This window comes from Desertivirga brevis, from assembly GCF_017355835.1.
Window position 1 is genome coordinate 96,596 of record NZ_JAFEWF010000015.1, and the last position, 19,422, is coordinate 116,017.

Sequence of the window (19,422 nt, forward strand, 5' to 3'; positions counted from 1 at the left end):
CAATTAACCGTGCCTTCACGGTATTCGACCAGTTTCAGCTTTGCATGCAAGTAATGAACTTAACTGGTCTTTAAAAACTAACTAAAATAAACAACCATGAAAACTACTGCTGTAAAAATGGGCGTAATTGCTATGCTATGTCTATCTAACTATGCCTGCAAACAAGAGAAATCGCTTATTACGGAAGAACCAGTCGGGAGCTTAAAATCCAAAAGTAAAACCAGCGCACTCACTTGCACTCAGCAAACAGAACAAACAGATTATAGTATCTATAAAATGACGAGCGATGGTTACCGGGTCGGCGATGTGGCGCCTTACTATGATGAGGCTACCGGTAAGTTTGTTATCTATTATCTAAAAGATATCTGGGATGATGCCACCAATAACAGGCATCCCATGTATGCCTTTACAACAAACAATTTTCATACTTATACAGCAACTGGACAGATTATTGGATCCAGTTCAGCTACCTGCGCACAGGATAATGCAGTTGGAGCGGGCAGTGTGGTCAAAAGCGGTAGCACCTATTATTTCTTTTATTCAGGCCGAAATAATAATTACCTGAGCTGCGGGGGGAAACTCGAAGGAGTTGTAAGAGCTTCCTCATCCAGCCCGACTACTGCTTTTACAAAAAACACATCTTTCCCAACTATTACCGTTCCAATGGGACAAGGATATGATGAAAACGATAATTTTCGGGATCCATATGTCTTTCTTGACGGTTCCACATGGCATATGCTACTGACCGCAAGAAAAAATGTGAATGGTACATGGAAAGGTGTGATCGTAAGATACACATCCACTAACCTGACAAATTGGACCCACCAAGGTGTTCTTTACGATGGCGGCCCCACAAACTACTTCAATATGGAGTGCCCACAAATGGTGAAGTTAGGATCCACCTATTACCTCATCTATTCCGATCAACAAAATAAATACATGTATTACCGTAAGTCTTCATCACTTACCGGCCCTTGGTCCGCTCCTACCAGCAACAGTCGTTTTGAAGGGAACGGCTTTTTTGCCGGAAAGATAGCCACAGACCAGTATGGAGACAGTTATATTTTTGCCTGGACTCAAATCTTATCTGGGCATACGGATAGCGGGTCATGGATTTGGGGAGGAAACATGGTAGTACATAAAATTTATCAACGGGCTAACGGAGATCTTGCAGTTACCATTCCCCACACCTTACAAGCAAACTTAAACACAAACACGTATTCACTTGTTAAGAGCAGTCAGTGGGGCAATGTGACCAACACAGTACCGGGAACACAATCGTACCGTGTTATTAGTCCCGCCCCTCAGGATGTAGCGAATGTTATTTACGAGCCAGTAAACCAGCAGAAGTATAAAATCAGCGCTATCGTGCGATATGCAAGTTCAAGTAAAGACTTTGGTTTTATGATCGGTGCTTGCGATGGATATAATAATTTTTACAGTTTAAGGTTTGTCCCTTCCCAAAACAGGTTCAGCTTTGATAAAACGGCGCACGGCTCCATAACAAGTACAACGGTGGCAACCAATGATGTCCCCTTCCCTATGACAGCTAATACAGACTATAACGTAGAAATAGTAGTCGAAAACTCCATGGTTGTGGTGTACATAGATAACGTCGCAGCACTAAGCTGCAGGATCTATAAAGCCCAAACTACTAACTGGGGTATCTTTAGTGATAACAGTGATGCTACATTCAGCAACATTACGGTTAAATATCCTTAAAAAGTTAAGACAAATAGAATTAACAGGCAGCGTAAAGGTTGCCTGTTAATTCTTTAATCGGTTTAAGCACACTTCCTCAACCAAATCCTTCAGCAACAGTATAACCAAGCTTATTCCGGGCATCAATGTATGCTTCCTTATGCAGTAGGAACAATCGGTCCTCTTCCTCGTTTCTCCCGAAAAAAAGAGCTTTGAACCTCCCATCTATAATCCTCGCCTGAAAATGCAGTTCTTCCAGATCGTGGACTTTAGGTGAAAAAGGCCTTCAACGACGTCTAATAGCCTTTTCCAAGTAGCCCATATTGGAGCAATTTCCAACTGTTTCTCGCTAGACAGTTTTTGTTTTTTATAACCATTGCAAGAAAATCCACATATCGATTTACTTCATAAAAAAGAAGAGTCATTATTTTAAAAGAAACCTTTTTTTAATAATTTGGAGGCTGGTTAAAACCTAAACTAAATGAAAAAGTTTCTTGCCTGCCTTGTTTTGATCTCAATCCTTACACTTTCTGCACTTTGTCAAACATCTTTAATTAACAGTCGTAATTCAAGCTACTACACCTATATCTTTCCTGCAAGCAATAGTGAAGTAGAGAATTTTTATAAACACAAACAATTTAAGGATGATCTGTTGAAAGCCCCTGTTGATTCCTTTCTTACTTCAGCGGGAAAAATGCCGGCGGTTCCAGCTGGAAATTACATTAAGGTAATGGTTATTGAAAACCAACTTCACTACGAATTAATTGAAAACCGCACAGCCTATTTAAAGATTCTGAATAATAGAAAAGATTTTCAATTTGTATTAACAGACAAGGAATCCAAAGAAATTACAGACGCCCAAGTATATATAAATAATAAACGGATTTACTATGATAACAGCAGTAAAATATGGCGGTCGCAATTTCCAAAATCGGATACTTCACTCGTTCAGGTAAACTACGAAGGCATTACCAATTACACATTTGTTCATAAATTCAAAGGCTATAGTTCTAAACTAAAATTTGAAAATTGGTTAATAAGAAAAACTCCTGTTAAGTATACCTATCCTGTTTTAATCCGATTGTATGGAAAAATAACAGGAGATGATATTCCTTATCGCTACCGCCATTATAAAAGGAACCGGAATAACTCTAGCGAAAAATTCCAGGGCTACATGGTATTTAGCAAGCCTAAATACAAGCCAGCTGATACCGTTAGGTTCAAAGCTTTTATAGTAGAAAGAAAGAGATATAAGCCTGTTAATCAAAAGCTTGATGTTGTCCTTTACAATGACGGAAAAAGAATAAACTTAGGAAACATTGCTCCATATAAAAAAGGAGCATACGAATATAGCTTCCCCATTCACGATAGCTTAAAATTATCATTGGACAAATGGTACTCCGTTGACTTAAGACATAAGTTTAAGTTGTATAGAACAGAGGGATTTTACTATGAGAATTATGAATTAAAGTCTAATAAATTTTCTTTACGGGTGTCTAAAGATCTCCATTCCAGAAATCAGACACAAGCTCTTTATTTTTCTGCCACCGATGAAAACGGACTAAATGTACAGGACGGGCGTGTAGAAATTACCATAACCACAAGTACCATTGAAAAATTTCATGGCGATCATATTTTTGTTTCCGATACACTCTGGCGTCATCAGATAAAACTGGATGCAGTAGGCGAAACCAAATTAGAAATACCAGAAAGTATCTTCCCTAACGCTGATTTTGAATATAAGATTTCAGCAAAGTTCTTAAACAGCAACAACGAAAAACGCGAACAAAACAGGAACATCAAATTTTTAAAGTCTGCTCCACAAATAAAATACGAATCGAAAGGGGATAGTCTTTATCTATCTTTCGAGAATGGGTTGGCAGGAAAGAACTATCCCGCATCAATCGCAGAAATATCTTTAGCAGATACCTTAGTCGCCCGAGACATTACACTCCCTGCAGTTGTAAAAATTAATCCTTTTATAAATGCTTATAAAATAACTGCTTCATCTGTTAATGAGATAATTCCTTTGAGAAATATTCAAGCATCAGTATCCGTAAATGGTTACAGAACTAAAGATTCTCTATTTATACAAATTAATAATCCTCGTAAGATCCCTTACTGGTTTACTATTTTAAAAGGGAATAAAATAATAGACAGGGGAAGAGCGGAAAGTACTGATTACAAACACAAATGCACTAAAAACGACAATGTAAAAGTTACAGTAAACTATGTTTGGGCTAACGAAAGCAAAGAGGAAACAACTAATATCCAATTCCTTGAAAAGCAACTTAACCTTGATATTAAACAACCTTTAGTTATTGCTCCAGGAGAAAAGGCTGACTTTGAAATTTCTGTTACAAATGCAGCAGGCAAAGCCGTTAAAGATGTTGATTTAACCGCCTACTCTATCACAAGTAAATTCAATGCTGGCGCTCCTAATGTCCCCTATTTTGGTAAAAGCTTTAAAGTGAACAAACAGTTTCCTTTGTTAAACTATTCCGAAGCTGCCAAAAACGGAATCATAGAACTTAATTGGACGCGTTGGGCAAAAAACATGGGATTGGATAGTATCGAGTACTTCCGTTTTACGCATCCTAAAACCATTTACACTTTCGAAGCTAATACTGAAAATAAAATCACTCAGTTATCGCCTTTTGTCGTTGAGAAGGGAAACATACTTCCAATTCATATTCTTTATATAGATAATAAGCCTGTTTACTTTAATCAGGCAGAGCAGCTGGAAAGATTTTCGTTTGCACTCGATTCGGGTTACCATACCGTAAAATTTCGTTTAAAGGATCGGGAAATTATAGCTCCAAAAGTTTGTTTATCCAAAGGCAAGAGATTGATTTTAAGTATAAATGCGGATAGTATGGATAACAAGGAAATACAGGTATCCGAAGCCCCTTCAATACTTACTGATAGCGAAGCACGGAACCTTAACAAATACATGATCCGTTTAGTGAATAATTACAGTCCCAGAATGGCAGTAATTAAGGATAACTCTAAAACTTTGTTATTCACCTCTGATGGATATGGATCGAAATTAGCAGGTCCGCTTTCGTATAATCACCTGCAATACCAAGTTCTTGAATCGAAGCCGGTAGACTTTATAGCAGAGCCCAGCTATTCCTACGAATTCTCACCCGGCTTGCTTAAACAAAAATCTATTGAAGGTAAATATCCGTTCAGTACATTTTTAGCTCAAACTAATACCCCGAACTATAAGGATCAGGGGCTAACCAATAACGAAATAGATAGCATTTGGAAAAATTATGTAGATCTGAGATGCAGTATAAACCTACTATTTACTCCTTATCAAAGTTATGCCGCTAATAGTGCTGAATTGAAGATCGATTTTAAAAACGAGAACGGTAAAAAGCTTCCCTTTGTGAAGCACATTCTGGTGTACAAATACAATGAGCCGGACTTCCTGAATATGTATCCAGGAAATCAAAGGAACCTGGGCCATTTCAAGGAAGGAAAATATAGGATAATGGTGCTTTTGAAAGACGACATGTATGTTCTCGCAGATTCTATAAATATTAAGCCTTTCGGAAAAAACTTTTATAATATCACTTTAAGGAGACCACACCCAAAAGATTCTTTAAGCATAAAAATCTCAAAATTACTTTATGAAAAAGCAATAGCAATGCGGGAAGAAACATCACCTTCACAAGATAACTTTAAAGAGACCTTTAATGAAGTGTATACCAATAGCGATGAGTTTAAAAGTGTGATGGCAGGACATGTTTATGATAATTCAAATGTTCCTTTAATTGGAGTTTCAATAAGAATTAAAGGAATGAAAGCTGGGGGAACTACAGATATAAACGGATACTTTAAAATTAAGGTACCAGAACAAGGATCGCTGGTGATTTCGTATATAGGATTTCAAAGTAAACAAGTCGCCGTCAATTCCTCTATGCTTAATCACATTACTCTTGATGAAAACAGCAGCGCATTGCAGGAAGTAGTAGTTGTTGGTTACGGAACTCAGATGAAAAGCTCTCTTATGGGGAGGGTTGCCGGGGTATCTGTTAGTAGTGATAAGATAAGGATAAGAGGCGCGGCTTCATTGAATGGAAACGCCAAACCTCTTATTATAGTGGATGGAGTTCCTTTTGAAGGTACTATGGATGACCTTAATTCCGATGCTCTTTCTGATATTTCGGTATTAAAAAATGAAGCCGCTACGGCAATTTATGGTGCAAGAGCTGCTAATGGAGTTATAGTTATCACTACAAAAAAGGGAGCAAAGCAGAAAGAAGAACAAATGGCTGCACAAGAAAGTTCTCTTTCTATTCGTAAAAACTTTTCTGATAATGCCTTCTGGCAGCCGAAATTAAAAACAGACGTTAACGGGAAAGCTCGTTTTTCGGCAATATTTCCAGATGACATCACCGACTGGCAATCTTTTTTTATCGCAATGAACGGAAAGAGGGAAAGCGGTTATACTCAAACTTCCCTGAAAGCATTTAAACCTATCAGCGCATCTTTTTATACGCCGGAATTTACTGTTGCTGGTGATGAACTTAAACCTCTGGGAAAAGTTTTGAATTACACATCCGAATCAGTTCAGTTAACCAGAAACTTCAGCTACAATAATAAAAGCATTAGCAGGAAAGATATTACAGTAAAAAATTCACAGATAGATACCTTTAAAGTAATTGCAGATGGAAAAGACAGCTTGAAATTTGAGTACACTATTCAAAAACAGAACGGTTACTCTGATGGTGAAATACGAAGGATTCCGGTATTTAACGCTGGAGCGCTGGAAACAAAAGGATCATTTGATGTATTCGAAAATGACACCACCTTAAATTACAGTTTCGATCCTAAACTAGGTCCGGTAACCCTTCATGCTGAAGCTTCTGTTTTACCTGCTCTTATGGAGGAAACTGAGCGTTTGAGGAATTATCAATATTTATGTAATGAACAATTAGCATCTAAACTAAAAGGACTGCTGGTTCAAAAAAGGATAAAGGCCTATTTAAACCAGCCTTTTGAAAATGACCGTCTTGTAAGGCAGCTGATCAAGAAACTAGATGACAGCAAGAAAGAGAACGGATTGTGGGGATGGTGGAAAAACTCAGAGGCTGAACTTTGGATCAGTAAACATGTAGTGGAAGCTTTATTAGATGCAGAAATTGAAGGTTACAAAGTTGACCTGAATAAAAAACTGTTAATTGAACACCTTGTATATCAGCTTTCGTCCTATCGGGGAATGAATAAAATGGACGCTTTATATCTGCTAAAAAAGATGAATGCTGAAGTGGATTACAAAACACCGCTTGCCTTATATGAACAAGAACTGAAGTTTAAAAAATACGATCAGTCTTTATTTGACAAACTCGAACTTTTACGCCTAAAACAGGTATTAGGAATCAAGGTAAATACGGATACTTTAATGAAATACAGCCGCAAAACAATGCTTGGCAATCTTTATTTCGGTGAAAACAACTTCCAGTTCTTCAACAATAGTATCCAAAACACTATACTCGCTTATCGTATTCTAAAAGACTCTAATCCAAACTCGTCTATTCTTAGTAGAATGAGGTATTATTTTCTAGAGCAACGAAGCAGTGGTAGCTGGAGAAACACTTATGAAACCTCATTGATCCTTGAAACCATTTTACCCGATTTGATAAAAGGAGGACAAAGTTCAGGTGCCTCTACCCTTTTTATTTCCGGAAGTAAAAATGAAACTGTTAAAGATTTTCCTTTCACCACAACTATTGATGCAAGCTCTAAAATTAATATTAATAAACAGGGAGGATTACCTGTTTATTTTACAGTCTATCAGCAATTTTGGGACGGGAATCCTGAAAAAGTAAATAAGAGTTTTACAGTGGATACATATTTTGAAAAGAAGACCAAACAGGTTATTACAACTTTAAAAGGCGGCGAAGAAGTAAATTTAAAGGCCGATGTTCAAGTAAGTGCCTACACTGAATTTGTGATGATTGAAATACCAATTCCGGCAGGATGTTCTTACGATGAGAAAGATCAGCAATGGTGGGGCAATGAAGTTCACAGGGAATATTTCAAAAATAAGGTAAGCATTTTTTGCAGGAAGCTTAAAGAAGGAAAACATACTTTCACAATAAAATTAATGCCCAGGTATAGCGGAGTATTTACTTTAAATCCTGCAAAGGCTGAAATGATGTACTTCCCTGTTTTTTATGGAAGAGAAGCTATGAAAAAAGTAAAGGTTAATTAAGTACTCTGAGTAGTATTAAACGAATTTCACTACCGATAAACCAATGAAAAAGAGTCGGTGCTGGGTTTCTTCAAATAAAAATAGTTGGGTAAGTGCAAGTTGAGTCGGTAACAGCAGAAGTTGAGGGAAAAAGTAAACGAAACTATTTCATTTTTTTGCTCCCATAAAAAGTAGAGAAAAGCGCACAGTCGACTAATTAATTTTCATTGTATTCCCTTCCGTGCGCTATCGGAATAGTATTCAAGGTATACTCTTCCTTTAGTTGATTTGATGAAAATTTCTGTGAACATTTGGCGCATTGGTTGGCGCACAAGAAGAAGAAAGACAATAAAAAAGCCCTCTAGATATTACCTAAAGGGCTTTTTTCCAAGTAGCGGGGAGCAGGATCGAACTGCCGACCTCAGGGTTATGAATCCTGCGCTCTAACCATCTGAGCTACCCCGCCATTATTTTAAAGTTTCAACAAGATCAAAACTTTTTATATTTTGCACTTGTGATGAGTGCCTCCCCGAAAGGGTTTGCAAATATAGATTAATTTACCTTTCTTTAAAAAGAAAAATCTAAAAAAACACCTCATCGTACAAAAGGAATAAGAATGGCAGAAAAAAAGAAGTTTAATTTAGAGTACGAAATAAAGTCTTCACCTAAGATCCTATACAGCTTTTTAAGTGAGCCAAATGCTCTGGCTCAATGGTTTGCAGACGAGGTAACCTACCGAGATCAAACGTATACTTTCGTTTGGGATGGCGAGGAACATAAAGCAAAACTTCTTTCAGCGAAAGACAACAAACTCGTAAAATTTAAATGGATTGACGACGAGCCGCACTGTTATTTTGAAATGGAGGTGATGCAAGACGAACTAACCAATGATGTTGCCCTGGCTATTACAGATTTCGCCCCTGAGGATGCTATAGAAGAACGAAAGAAAATTTGGGATAACCAGATAGAATACCTTATCAGCGTTCTGGGTGCCTAAAATTATTTTCCTGAATTTTAAATTGCTAAAATAAGATAGGTTTTTATGTGTTATTTGTATGGAACACATAGTAAAAATTTTATCTAAGTTTGCATAGTGAAAAAAGTTCACCTGCTGGTTATTAAGGCATTTATAAGGCCTTTCTTCGTAACCTTTCTTATTGTAATGTTTGTATTGTTGATGCTATTTCTATTTAAATACATCGACGATCTGATCGGAAAGGGGTTTGAATGGTACGTTATTCTTGAGTTGATGTGGTATGCCTCGGCTACCAACGTGGCAATGGCACTGCCCCTGGCTATGCTGCTCTCCTCTATTATGACCTTTGGAAGCCTGGGTGAAAACTATGAACTCGTAGCAATCAAAGCAGCTGGAATTTCTCTACAGAAAGCGATGATGCCTTTGATCATACTTATCTCTATGCTGAGTGTTGCCGCTTTCCTTTTCTCAGATTATATGCTTCCTGTAGCCAACCTTAAAATGGGTTCTTTGCTTTGGGATGTGAGGAATCAAAAATCAACCAAGCTTATCCAGGAGGGGATTTTCAATAGCACGTTCGAGAATTACGCTATTAAGGTAGAAAAGAAAGATCCTGATGGTCAAACGTTGCATAACGTTCTAATTTATCAAAATAACGGTTCTAATGGAACTTCCTCAGTCATTAAGGCTAAGTCTGGAAAGATGTATAAGACTTACGATGACCAGTATCTTGTGATGATATTGAAAGATGGGGTACGTTATGAAGAAAAAACCGGAAGTAAAGTTTATAATCCCCGTCAAATATTTAGTAGGTTCTTCTTCAAAGAGACAGAGCAAAAATTCGACATCAGCAATTTCAAAATGAAACGTACTGATGAAGATCTCTTTAAGAACAATGCCGCCATGCTTAATTTGAAGCAGCTGAAGTATTACCAGGATTCAACTGGCAGGATTGCCGATAGTAATGCCAGCGCTATTTACCGTACCCTCCTTCCGTCATACCGCGTATTCTTTTCGAATTATAAGATAGCACAACATCCGAAGGTCAAAGCTTCTAACAAGCAAGTACTTGAAGTAATCCCAGAGGATAATCGCAGTCAGACGATTGAATATGCTATGAGTCAGGCCAGAACTCTATCCGAGTCACTTACCATCAGGAAAGAAGAACAGGAGGGTTATTACAAGCTTATCAGAAGGTACATCGTAGAGTATCATCGTAAATTTACTCTGGCTCTTTCTTGTCTAGTACTATTTTTTATTGGTGCGCCTTTGGGTGCAATTATCAGAAAAGGGGGACTTGGATTGCCAGTAGTTGTATCTATCATATTCTTCCTTATCTTTCATATCATTTCAACTATTGGGGAGAAAGCAGCTCGTGAGGGATCTATAACACCTTTGTTGGGAATGTGGATTGCAATCGCGGTACTTTCCCCTCTTGGCGCCTTTCTTACGTATAAAGCCGCTTCCGATTCTGTGTTGTTTGATTTGGACTATTATAAACAGTACTTCCAACGGTTATTCAAACGGTTTAAGAAATCCTCATAATTTACCTTTCAATTATATAGTTCCGTTTTTTGATTGCGCTAATAGCGTAATTTTGTTTTCAACATGGATATTAAATTAAATACAATAGAAGAAGCTATTGATGATATAAAAGCTGGGAAAGTGATCATTGTGGTAGATGATGAAGATCGCGAAAATGAGGGCGACTTTTTGACTGCTGCTGCCAATGCTACTCCCGAGGTTATTAATTTCATGGCTACTCATGGTAAAGGCTTAATTTGTGCCCCTCTTACAGCCGAGCGTTGTGATCAACTCAAGCTTGATATGATGGTGGGGAATAATACAGCTACCCATGAAACAAATTTCACTGTTTCTGTAGATTTAATCGGCCATGGTTGTACTACAGGCATTTCGGCTTCAGACCGTGCCAAGACAGTGCTTGCACTAATAAATCCAGAAACGAAACCTGAAGAACTGGGTAGACCTGGGCATATTTTTCCGTTAAGGTCTGTAGAAGGTGGTGTACTTAGAAGGGCTGGACATACTGAAGCGGCAACAGATCTTGCCGCCCTGGCAGGCTTTGAGCCCGCAGGTTTAATCGTGGAGATCATGAAAGAGGACGGGGAAATGGCTCGTCTATTTGACTTGTTCGAAATCGCTAAGAAGTTCAACATGAAGATCGTTTCCATAAAGGATCTTATTGCCTATCGCTTGCGTACAGAGTCCCTTATTAAGAAAGAAGTAGCCGTGAAGCTACCTACCGAATGGGGAAATTTTGAAATGGTTGCTTACACTCAAGTTAATACAGGAGATCATCATATTGCATTAGTAAAAGGAACCTGGGAGGCTGACGAGCCTATCCTGGTACGGGTTCATAGTTCATGTATTACAGGAGATATTTTTGGCTCATGCCGTTGTGACTGCGGTCCTCAGCTTCATAAAGCTATGGAAATGATCGAAGAAGAAGGAAAAGGTGTTATCATTTACATGAACCAGGAAGGCAGAGGCATTGGTCTGATCAATAAGCTGCATGCGTACAATCTTCAGGAGAATGGCTTTGATACCGTCGAGGCAAATCTTCAATTAGGGTTCAAAATGGATCAACGTGATTACGGTGTAGGGGCTCAAATTCTTCGTAGCTTAGGTGTAACGAAAATGCGTTTGATGTCTAATAACCCGACAAAGAGAGCGGGGCTCATTGGATATCAATTGGAAGTTATAGAGAACGTGCCTATTGAAATCGAGTCAAATAAGCACAATGAGCTATACTTAAGAACCAAGAGAGATAAGATGGGCCATTCGATAATGAAGAACGAACAAGATTAACGACCTGCCGCTTTTTTGGCAGGCTCTCCCGATATCGGTGCTGGGACGGGAGTACTTGGAGTTACAGGTGTTGCGGGGCCGAGAGGATTAGGAATAGCTGGAGTATTATCCTTTCGTTCTTCCCTCCTCGTCTTTCCTACAAACGCCCTTAAAAACTCGCCTAGTGAATCGAAGTCTTTCCTGTAAACAACACCTAGTGCGTTCACGTAATCCTGACCGTTCACGTTCGTGGCTGTAAGGATACTGCGATTACTCAAACGGTTAGAAGCCCGGGCGATCAAGGTACCATCTTTCTTGATCAGATACTGTAACTCTATATCCCTTGCATAGTTAGTGTTGCCGTTCGAGTTATTGAAATTTACGAAGTTGCTTGATGTCGCCCTCACATCTGTCAAGCTTCCTGTAATCCTCAGCCTATCGTTAAAGAACCTACCTGATAATCCAAAATCATTAACAGACCTGATGTTAATATCCACGGTCTTGAGATTTAACGACTTTGCAATTATTGAATTAAGAATGTTCACCGTTAATTCGGTTCCTGCGCTAGCCAGGGTTGAGGTCGCCGTATTTTCGAAATTACTTGTATTAGTAAATGCCCTTCTTACAATGATACTGATCGCCTGAGTACGCGTATTATCAGGATTACTGAAATAGCTTTGCAATTGATCCTTAACATACGCATCATTCGGGAAGTTAAGATCAAGATTAATCTTAGGCTGTGTGATAATTCCCTGTAAGTTGATAATTGCTTCCGTTAAAGCCGTTTGAGACTGCTGACCAGCGTTAGCCGCCAAATACAGGTCTTTTAGATTCGCCCTCACACTGTATACTGCATTAACATTGATCAGCGCCTGGGTCGGATCTCCTGTCCAGCGAATAGTACCACCCTGAAAGATGTCGAACTGCTTATTAAAATAATCCTGCGCCGTGAAAATGAACTTCCCCTGAGAAATCTGATACTCTCCTCTCATTTCAAAGTCCCCTGCACTGGTAATCTTCATTATTAGAGGATCGGCACGTCCCTGACCACTTAATTTTCCAATATCCGTAATGATATTTACCTGGGATGTTTCACCTACCGTTAGCTCAAAATTCATCACCAATCCTGCAAAATAATTGGCTTTAGGAGGAGCAATCGTAGAATCCTTAGCAACGTAAGTTATAAAATTACTATTACCCACCCTCTCCGAACTATTTAAAGGAATATTGAAAACTGTCCGGTCTTCAGTTCTTGCCGTAATATCAATCCTCATATTATTGGTAGGGCCCTTAAACTTAAATGTTCCGGTACCATAAGCAGTTCCATAATATAAGGGGTTGTCCTTTGCTGTTGTATTTAATGCCTGAATACCGTCGGCCCTGATCACAATATCGATTTCTGGTACCTTCGGATTCTTCATATCCACCGTTCCGTTTGCAGTAGCACTATGGCCATAGATATCATTGATTTCGAGCTCTCTTAACAGGATAATACTATTTTCTACCCTTACACTATCATTAATAAGATAATGTGTCTTTAAATAATTAACTGTTAAGCCTACTCCGTCCAGTTTAGCCCTTCCACGAATATGAGGATTTAAGGGATTCCCGGTAACCTTAAAGGAAGCGGACACATTTCCATTAAGGTCAGAAACGAGGCTTTTTACAAACGGCTGGAAAAGTACAGCCTCGCTATTATTCATGATCAGATCCAGGTTCAGCTTGTTATTTTCTGAATTGGCATTATAGGTTCCCGAGATGAACATGGTCTCCTTGCCTTCCTTCAGAATGTTCATTTCCACTTCTACCAATTTCGTTTCGTTGTCGAGATTAGCAGTTAAGGTAAGATCCCCGATTTGGGTATTGTTCATTGTAAGGGAATCTATACTAATATCAGATTCTATCTTAGGCTTCTTAAGTGGGGTATTTAAGATAAGATTGCCATTCATCATTCCGCCCAGGGATACCTTAGATCCAGCGGTTAAGGAGTTAAAAGTAGATAGTTTAAATTGATTAAAACCAACGTTTAGAACATCCTTCGGATCGGATGACAATATCCCATCTACCGTTAGCAACTGGTTGTCTCTGAATAATTCAAAGTTCTCTATATAAACCTTTTTCTGGTCAAACTTCAAACGTACCTTCTCCTGAATCCTCCAACCTTCTTTATTTATCACAACGTCCGACGGCAATACAGACAGCCGGGCAGCGGTATCAGTAGAGAATTCAACAAGGCCGTTTAAATCCAGTTGATTCGTCGCATCCTTATCGGATAGCTTTACGTTCAGTGAAAGACTGTCATTTCTGAGGATGTTTGCAACGTTAATATTCTGTATATAGAATTTATTATTAAGGTCAATACGGTCGGCTGTAGCGAAAATATTTAAAGCCTGGGGAGTGGTAGACTCATCGAGGATAAAATTGGTAAGCTTTATCTTTTGGTACTCAATGACAGGACTTGAACCATTAATAGTTGCGGTATTGGTTGTTGAATTAAATTTTCCATTAAACACTGCCCCTTCGGGCAACTTTAGCTGCGGCATAAAGAAAGCTGCAATAGGCTCGAAATACTTAATCTTTAAATTAATATCAAAGATCTGCGGTGCAGTCCTTTGCGTTCTTAATTGCAGTGAAGGAATATATTTTTTAACAACCGATTTGAAGTACGCAGGTAATTCCTGCAGCCCGTATTGCCCAACTATTTCAGCATCCAGTATATCAGATCTAACACTCAGTGAACGTGCTGTCCCTGTGCCCCCAGCTACGAGGTCCACCGAACTTACCACTAGAGAACTACCGGGTTGGATCAAATGTATATTCCTAACTGCAAAATTTCCCTGAATGTTATTAAGGTTGGTACCTGTAAAATTAGTCCTGATATCAGCATCAACCTTCAAAGTGTCTTTGGTGAAACCCAGTTTCCTGAAATCAGTATTTCTCAGGCTTGCAACAAAATGAAATTCCGGAACCTTTAAATCTAGATTAATCCCTCCATTAAATTGAAGTTGAATATTCCTATCATTAATAGTTGCCTTACCAAGGAAAAACCGCCGGTTATAAGTTCCGTTGACAGTGATATTAGTGTAACGGTAACCCCGGAAATCGAAATAGTCAGCTCGTACCTCTACCTTTTCACTCAGGTTTTTAACGTCAAATCCTTTGCCGGAGATATTTGCTGTAAGGGTGGTCCTGCCTAGATCCTCACGATTCAAAAGGCTCTTCAGGTCGAAATCAATGGCCTTAACAACTCCTGAATAGGTTGGAGTACCTATGAGATTCATTCTAAGGTTCGGTTGCAATCTCCCTAAACCAGTTTTCACCTCACCGTTTATGCTGAAGTTCTTCACCAGACCTTTAAAAATCCCCGAATAACTTACGTTGCCTAGCTTTGTTACAACAGGAGGTAATGGTTTTAATTTAACAGCAAGTGCTTTTGAAAGATATTGGATGTCTTTGCTGTTGGTATGCAATTGATCGAAGCGTAGATCCAGATAGGTTTTATTAATTGCAGGGAGTCCCTTTACAGTAAAGTTACCCTTAAGATAGGTGGCCTGGCCCGCACTCGCAAAGAAATTACGTGCTCTAATGTTATTAACATAGCCATTCAAATTGCCTCTCACCCTTAGATCAAGGTTCATTTTACGGGTAGCATCCGCAAAAAAGGAAATGTCTTTAGAGTGTATGCGGGACTGCTTTAAATTAGCCTTAACGTATACCTTACTCACGAAATGCTTGAAATCAGAAAAACGATCGTAACGCATTAGCAAATAATTACTAACCCTTGAGTTTGGTGTTTCCAGCCAAAGCTTGGTAAACTCCATTCTATTAGTATCGATGGTCGCTTTCGTGCTTAGATTAACCAGATGGAAGCCGCTTTTCTCCTTGAATGTAAGACCGTTTACTTGGGCATCAAATAAATGCTTCTTGGTATCGATGTTTAATACAGTAGTACTAAGTTCCGTTAGGTCTAGATCATCAAAATTAATCCGTTTTAAAGCATTATCACGACTGAAGTTCCGGTACTTGAAGGCAAATTTGTTAAGTACAACCTTATCAACTGTAATGTCATAAGGCTTTCCTTTAGGTTTCCCCGTCGGCTTTGGTTTGAAATAATCAAGAATAAACTTGAGGTTATTGCCTCCACCTTTATAACTTTTAAAATAAAACTTACCACTATCTAACCTGGCAGACTCAATACCGATTCTCCTGTTTTCTATGGAGAATGCATTGATATCTACAGTAAGGCGCGGAGAAGAGAGTAAGGTGTCTTTATCCAGGTCTTGAACATACAAACCCTCCAGCACGAGCGCTTTGAAAGGCTTTATGTAAAGACCTTTAACGTCAACGACAGTATTAAGTTCTTTAGAAAGGTATGCTGCTGCTTTTTTAGCTACATAGGTCTGTACCGATTTATATCGCAAGGAGAATACTAAAGCTGCAAACAATAGAATGATTACAGTCAGTGTCCAAAGCGTTATTTTAAGTACTTTTTTAATAGTTTTGTGTTTTGTATAAGTAAAACAATATTAAAGATATCCGGTTTGGCAACAATCCTTGCAATAGAATCCTCATGTGATGAAACCTCAGCTGCTGTATGTAAAGACGGTAAAATGCTGTCTAATATTATAGCTACGCAACAAGTTCATCAAAAATATGGTGGAGTAGTGCCAGAATTAGCTTCAAGGGCTCATCAGCAGCACATAATCCCAGTTGTAGAGGAAGCACTTTGCAGTGCAAAAGTAAACAAAAAAGAGATTGATGCAGTAGCTTTTACTCGCGGTCCGGGCTTATTAGGTTCATTACTGGTAGGAACATCTTTTGCAAAGGCATTTACCCTTGCCAGAAATATCCCATTAATTGAAGTTAATCACATGCAGGCCCACATCCTGGCTCATTTTATACCTTCAGATAAAGATCCGGAATGGACTGCTCCTGAATTTCCATTTTTATGCCTTACCGTCTCCGGAGGCCATACGCAGGTAGTCATAGTGAAAGATTATTTCGATATGGAGATCATTGGCCAGACGATGGACGATGCTGCAGGAGAAGCGTTTGATAAAACAGCAAAGATCCTTGACCTGCCTTACCCGGGAGGACCTTTAATTGATAAGTATGCTAAAGAAGGGAATCCGAATGCCTTTCAGTTCCCGGAACCGCAGATTCCGGGCTTTGACTTTAGCTTCAGTGGATTGAAAACCTCAATCCTTTATTTCGTAAGGGATAAGCAAAAGATTGATCCTGAATTTTTGCAGAAAAACATGGCCGATATATGTGCTTCGGTGCAGCACCGTATCATTACCATTCTCTTAGGTAAGGTTAAGAAAGCTGCTAAACAGTACGGCATAAAAAGTATTGCTATTGCTGGCGGCGTCTCTGCTAACTCGGGCCTGCGGTCGGCCTTAAGAGAAATGGCTGAAAAACAAGGGTGGAAAGTATTTATTCCGGAGTTCCAATACTGCACCGATAATGCGGGAATGATCGCTATAGCAGGTTATTATAAATTCCTTAATAAAGACTTTGTAGGGCAGGATATCGCTCCTTTAGCCAGAATGCCTTTTTAATACTAACATATATTATTTGAACATATACACATGGGCTTTTCAACTATAATCTTTGGTCTCGTTTTCGTTATTCCAATGATCCTTTTCTTTTTCTACTTCATAGTATGGAAAGATGCGAAAACAAGAAAGATAGGAGTTGCTGTATTAGCTGCCCTGGTAATATTCGCAATCATAATTGCCTATTTCGTTAACAAGGATAAATAAGCACTGATGCCAAAAGCGATCATCATAGGTGCAGGCATTGCAGGAATAGCTTCTGCAATAAGACTAGCAGTTAAAGGTTTCGAAGTTGAAGTATTCGAGTCAAACGCCTATCCAGGTGGAAAACTATCTGAACTTAATGTTGATGGCTTTCGCTTTGATGCTGGTCCAAGTTTGTTTACGATGCCTCAATATGTTGATGAGCTATTTATCTTGGCGGGAAAGAACCCTTCCGATTATTTTTCTTATCAAAAGCTTTCCTCTATCTGTAATTATTTCTACGAGGACGGTACACGCTTAACTGCCTGGGCAGATAAGGATAAACTGGCTAAAGAAATAGCAGAAAAAACTGCTGATTCGAGGCAATCAGTGCTCGAGTTCCTTAAAAAGTCTGAAGAGATCTATGAAATAACCCACCATGTATTTTTAGAAAAGTCCCTTCATAAGGTACGGACTTACCTGAGCACAGCAACACTCAACTCGCTGCTTAAAATAGGAAAGATCGACTCTATGCGATCAATGAATGAGGCGAATGAAAGTTATTTCATAGATCCCAGAACTACTCAACTTTTCAATCGCTATGCCACCTATAATGGCTCTGATCCTTACAGAGCCCCCGCAACCTTGAATGTAATTCCTCACCTCGAGCAGCATTTTGGTGCCTACTTTCCTAAAGGAGGTATGAATATGATTACAGCAAGTCTGGTTAAACTTGCCGAGGAGCTGGGTGTACGTTTCTGCTATAACAGCAAGGTAGAGGAAATTGTCCTTGACGCTAAAGAAGTTAGAGGAATCAGGGTGCAAGGCCAGTTCCTGGAAGCAAACCTGGTCATATCCAACATGGATGTATGGCATACCTATAGGAACTTATTAAAAAATGAGCCTTTCTCTTCCAGGATAATGAATCAGGAGAGAAGCAGCTCGGCACTTATCTTCTACTGGGGTATAAACAAAGCGTTTACCGAACTTGACCTTCATAATATTTTTTTTAGTGAACATTATGAAGCGGAGTTTAAAGCCATCTGGAAAGAGAAAAAAATATTCAATGATCCTACCGTTTACATTAATATAAGCTCCAAATACAATGCATCGGATGCTCCTGCTGGTTGCGAAAACTGGTTTGTTATGATTAACGTTCCAGCAAATGCTGGTCAGGACTGGGATAAGCTAATTAGCGAAGCCAGGGAGAATATCATTAATAAGATAAGCAGAAACTTAAATGTTAATCTTAGGGATCATATTATTTGCGAGGATATCCTGGATCCAAGAAGCATTGAAAGCAGAACGAGCTCGTATCAGGGTTCCTTATATGGTACAAGCTCTAATAGTCGGTTTGCCGCATTTCTTCGCCATCCCAATTTCAGCTCTTCTATCAAGGATCTATATTTTGTTGGTGGAAGTGTACATCCAGGCGGAGGAATCCCTCTTGCATTGCTCTCAGCCAAAATCACAAGTGAGCTTATTTAACTGAGTCTCTATTCCATTCTTTTACAATCACTCTTGTTTCTTCAAAAGACCGGAGAGGAAGAAAGCGACATATTCATAAGTATTCATGGTAAGGTAGTACTTTAAATGATAGTCGGTCCTTCTTCAAGAATGAATTCTGTCTGCTTTGCCACGAAGAAAACATAAAAGTATTGTTCTTTGGAATTTCTCCTTTTTAAGGATAATTGTGTAGCAGAAAAGCTGATAATGTCATCATCTACTTAAGTTGGTGAATGTGCAGAGCCCTTAGGAATTCGAGATGCTGAGGGTGAAGATATCCTTCTTGGATTGGTACATGGAAATTATGGCACAAATAGCTCCCATAAACAAAAAAGCCCTCCAGTTTCCTGAAGGGCTATTGAATAAAAGTTGGCACCGACCTACTCTCCCACATTTTACTGCAGTACCATTGGCTCTGGCGGGCTTAACTTCTCTGTTCGGAATGGGAAGAGGTGGACACCGCCGATATAGGCACCTGAAGAAGG

The 19,422-nt window shown here is 39.0% G+C and carries 9 protein-coding genes, 1 tRNA gene and 1 rRNA gene; 8 read left to right on the forward strand and 3 right to left on the reverse strand.

Translation table 11 applies throughout. The features are described from left to right. The first annotated feature begins 96 nt into the window (after positions 1-96). Both J4N25_RS25750 and J4N25_RS25755 read left to right on the forward strand, forming a co-directional pair. A complete protein-coding gene (locus tag J4N25_RS25750) occupies positions 97-1,722 on the forward strand; it encodes a glycoside hydrolase family 32 protein (protein ID WP_207424774.1) in 1,626 nt (541 codons plus the stop codon). A gap of 460 nt (positions 1,723-2,182) precedes the next feature. Further along, complete coding sequence (locus tag J4N25_RS25755) at positions 2,183-7,927, forward strand: carboxypeptidase-like regulatory domain-containing protein (protein WP_207424775.1); 5,745 nt, start codon at positions 2,183-2,185, stop codon at positions 7,925-7,927. Positions 7,928-8,298: 371 nt separating this feature from the next. On the opposite strand, the gene J4N25_RS25760 is transcribed toward J4N25_RS25755, so the two are convergent. Continuing rightward, positions 8,299-8,372 (reverse strand) — tRNA-Met (locus J4N25_RS25760). Between the two features lie 150 nt (positions 8,373-8,522). Between J4N25_RS25760 and J4N25_RS25765 the strand changes: the two genes are divergently transcribed. From J4N25_RS25765 to J4N25_RS25775, 3 genes are all read left to right on the forward strand, one after another. Further along, entirely contained in the window at positions 8,523-8,903 is a 381-nt protein-coding gene (locus tag J4N25_RS25765; RefSeq protein WP_207424776.1) for an START-like domain-containing protein, read from the forward strand. Positions 8,904-8,999: 96 nt separating this feature from the next. Then, a complete protein-coding gene (locus J4N25_RS25770) occupies positions 9,000-10,427 on the forward strand; it encodes an LptF/LptG family permease (protein ID WP_207424777.1) in 1,428 nt (475 codons plus the stop codon). 63 nt (positions 10,428-10,490) lie between these two features. Next, positions 10,491-11,711, forward strand: a complete 1,221-nt coding sequence (locus J4N25_RS25775; protein WP_207424778.1) for a bifunctional 3,4-dihydroxy-2-butanone-4-phosphate synthase/GTP cyclohydrolase II — start codon at positions 10,491-10,493, stop codon at positions 11,709-11,711. Here the strand turns inward: J4N25_RS25775 and J4N25_RS25780 are convergent. Next, a complete protein-coding gene (locus J4N25_RS25780; protein WP_439648781.1) occupies positions 11,708-16,186 on the reverse strand; it encodes a translocation/assembly module TamB domain-containing protein in 4,479 nt (1,492 codons plus the stop codon). The genes J4N25_RS25775 and J4N25_RS25780 overlap by 4 nt on opposite strands. A gap of 45 nt (positions 16,187-16,231) precedes the next feature. Here J4N25_RS25780 and tsaD point away from each other — a divergent pair, with 45 nt between their 5' ends. From tsaD to crtD, 3 genes are read left to right on the forward strand one after another with little or no spacing between them, the layout of a single operon-like run. Further along, entirely contained in the window at positions 16,232-17,251 is a 1,020-nt protein-coding gene (tsaD, locus tag J4N25_RS25785; RefSeq protein ID WP_207424780.1) for a tRNA (adenosine(37)-N6)-threonylcarbamoyltransferase complex transferase subunit TsaD, read from the forward strand. 30 nt (positions 17,252-17,281) lie between these two features. Next, positions 17,282-17,455 carry a hypothetical protein gene (locus tag J4N25_RS25790; RefSeq protein ID WP_207424781.1) on the forward strand — a complete coding sequence of 58 codons (174 nt, stop codon included), beginning with the start codon at positions 17,282-17,284 and terminating at the stop codon, positions 17,453-17,455. 6 nt (positions 17,456-17,461) lie between these two features. Next, the gene (gene crtD, locus J4N25_RS25795) at positions 17,462-18,919 is read left to right on the forward strand and encodes a 1-hydroxycarotenoid 3,4-desaturase CrtD (RefSeq protein ID WP_207424782.1); all 1,458 of its coding nucleotides are present in this window, start codon (positions 17,462-17,464) and stop codon (positions 18,917-18,919) included. 385 nt (positions 18,920-19,304) lie between these two features. Here crtD and rrf read toward each other — a convergent pair. Then, positions 19,305-19,416, reverse strand: a 5S ribosomal RNA gene (rrf, locus tag J4N25_RS25800). Positions 19,417-19,422 lie beyond the last annotated feature (6 nt).

What these genes read in the sequence shown, in the direction of transcription:
- J4N25_RS25750 (WP_207424774.1), top strand. Translation starts at nt 97, where the DNA reads ATGAAAACTACTGCTGTAAAAATGGGCGTAATTGCTATGCTATGTCTA.
- J4N25_RS25755 (WP_207424775.1), top strand. Translation starts at nt 2,183, where the DNA reads ATGAAAAAGTTTCTTGCCTGCCTTGTTTTGATCTCAATCCTTACACTT.
- J4N25_RS25765 (WP_207424776.1), top strand. Translation starts at nt 8,523, where the DNA reads ATGGCAGAAAAAAAGAAGTTTAATTTAGAGTACGAAATAAAGTCTTCA.
- J4N25_RS25775 (WP_207424778.1), top strand. Translation starts at nt 10,491, where the DNA reads ATGGATATTAAATTAAATACAATAGAAGAAGCTATTGATGATATAAAA.
- J4N25_RS25790 (WP_207424781.1), top strand. Translation starts at nt 17,282, where the DNA reads ATGGGCTTTTCAACTATAATCTTTGGTCTCGTTTTCGTTATTCCAATG.
- crtD (WP_207424782.1), top strand. Translation starts at nt 17,462, where the DNA reads ATGCCAAAAGCGATCATCATAGGTGCAGGCATTGCAGGAATAGCTTCT.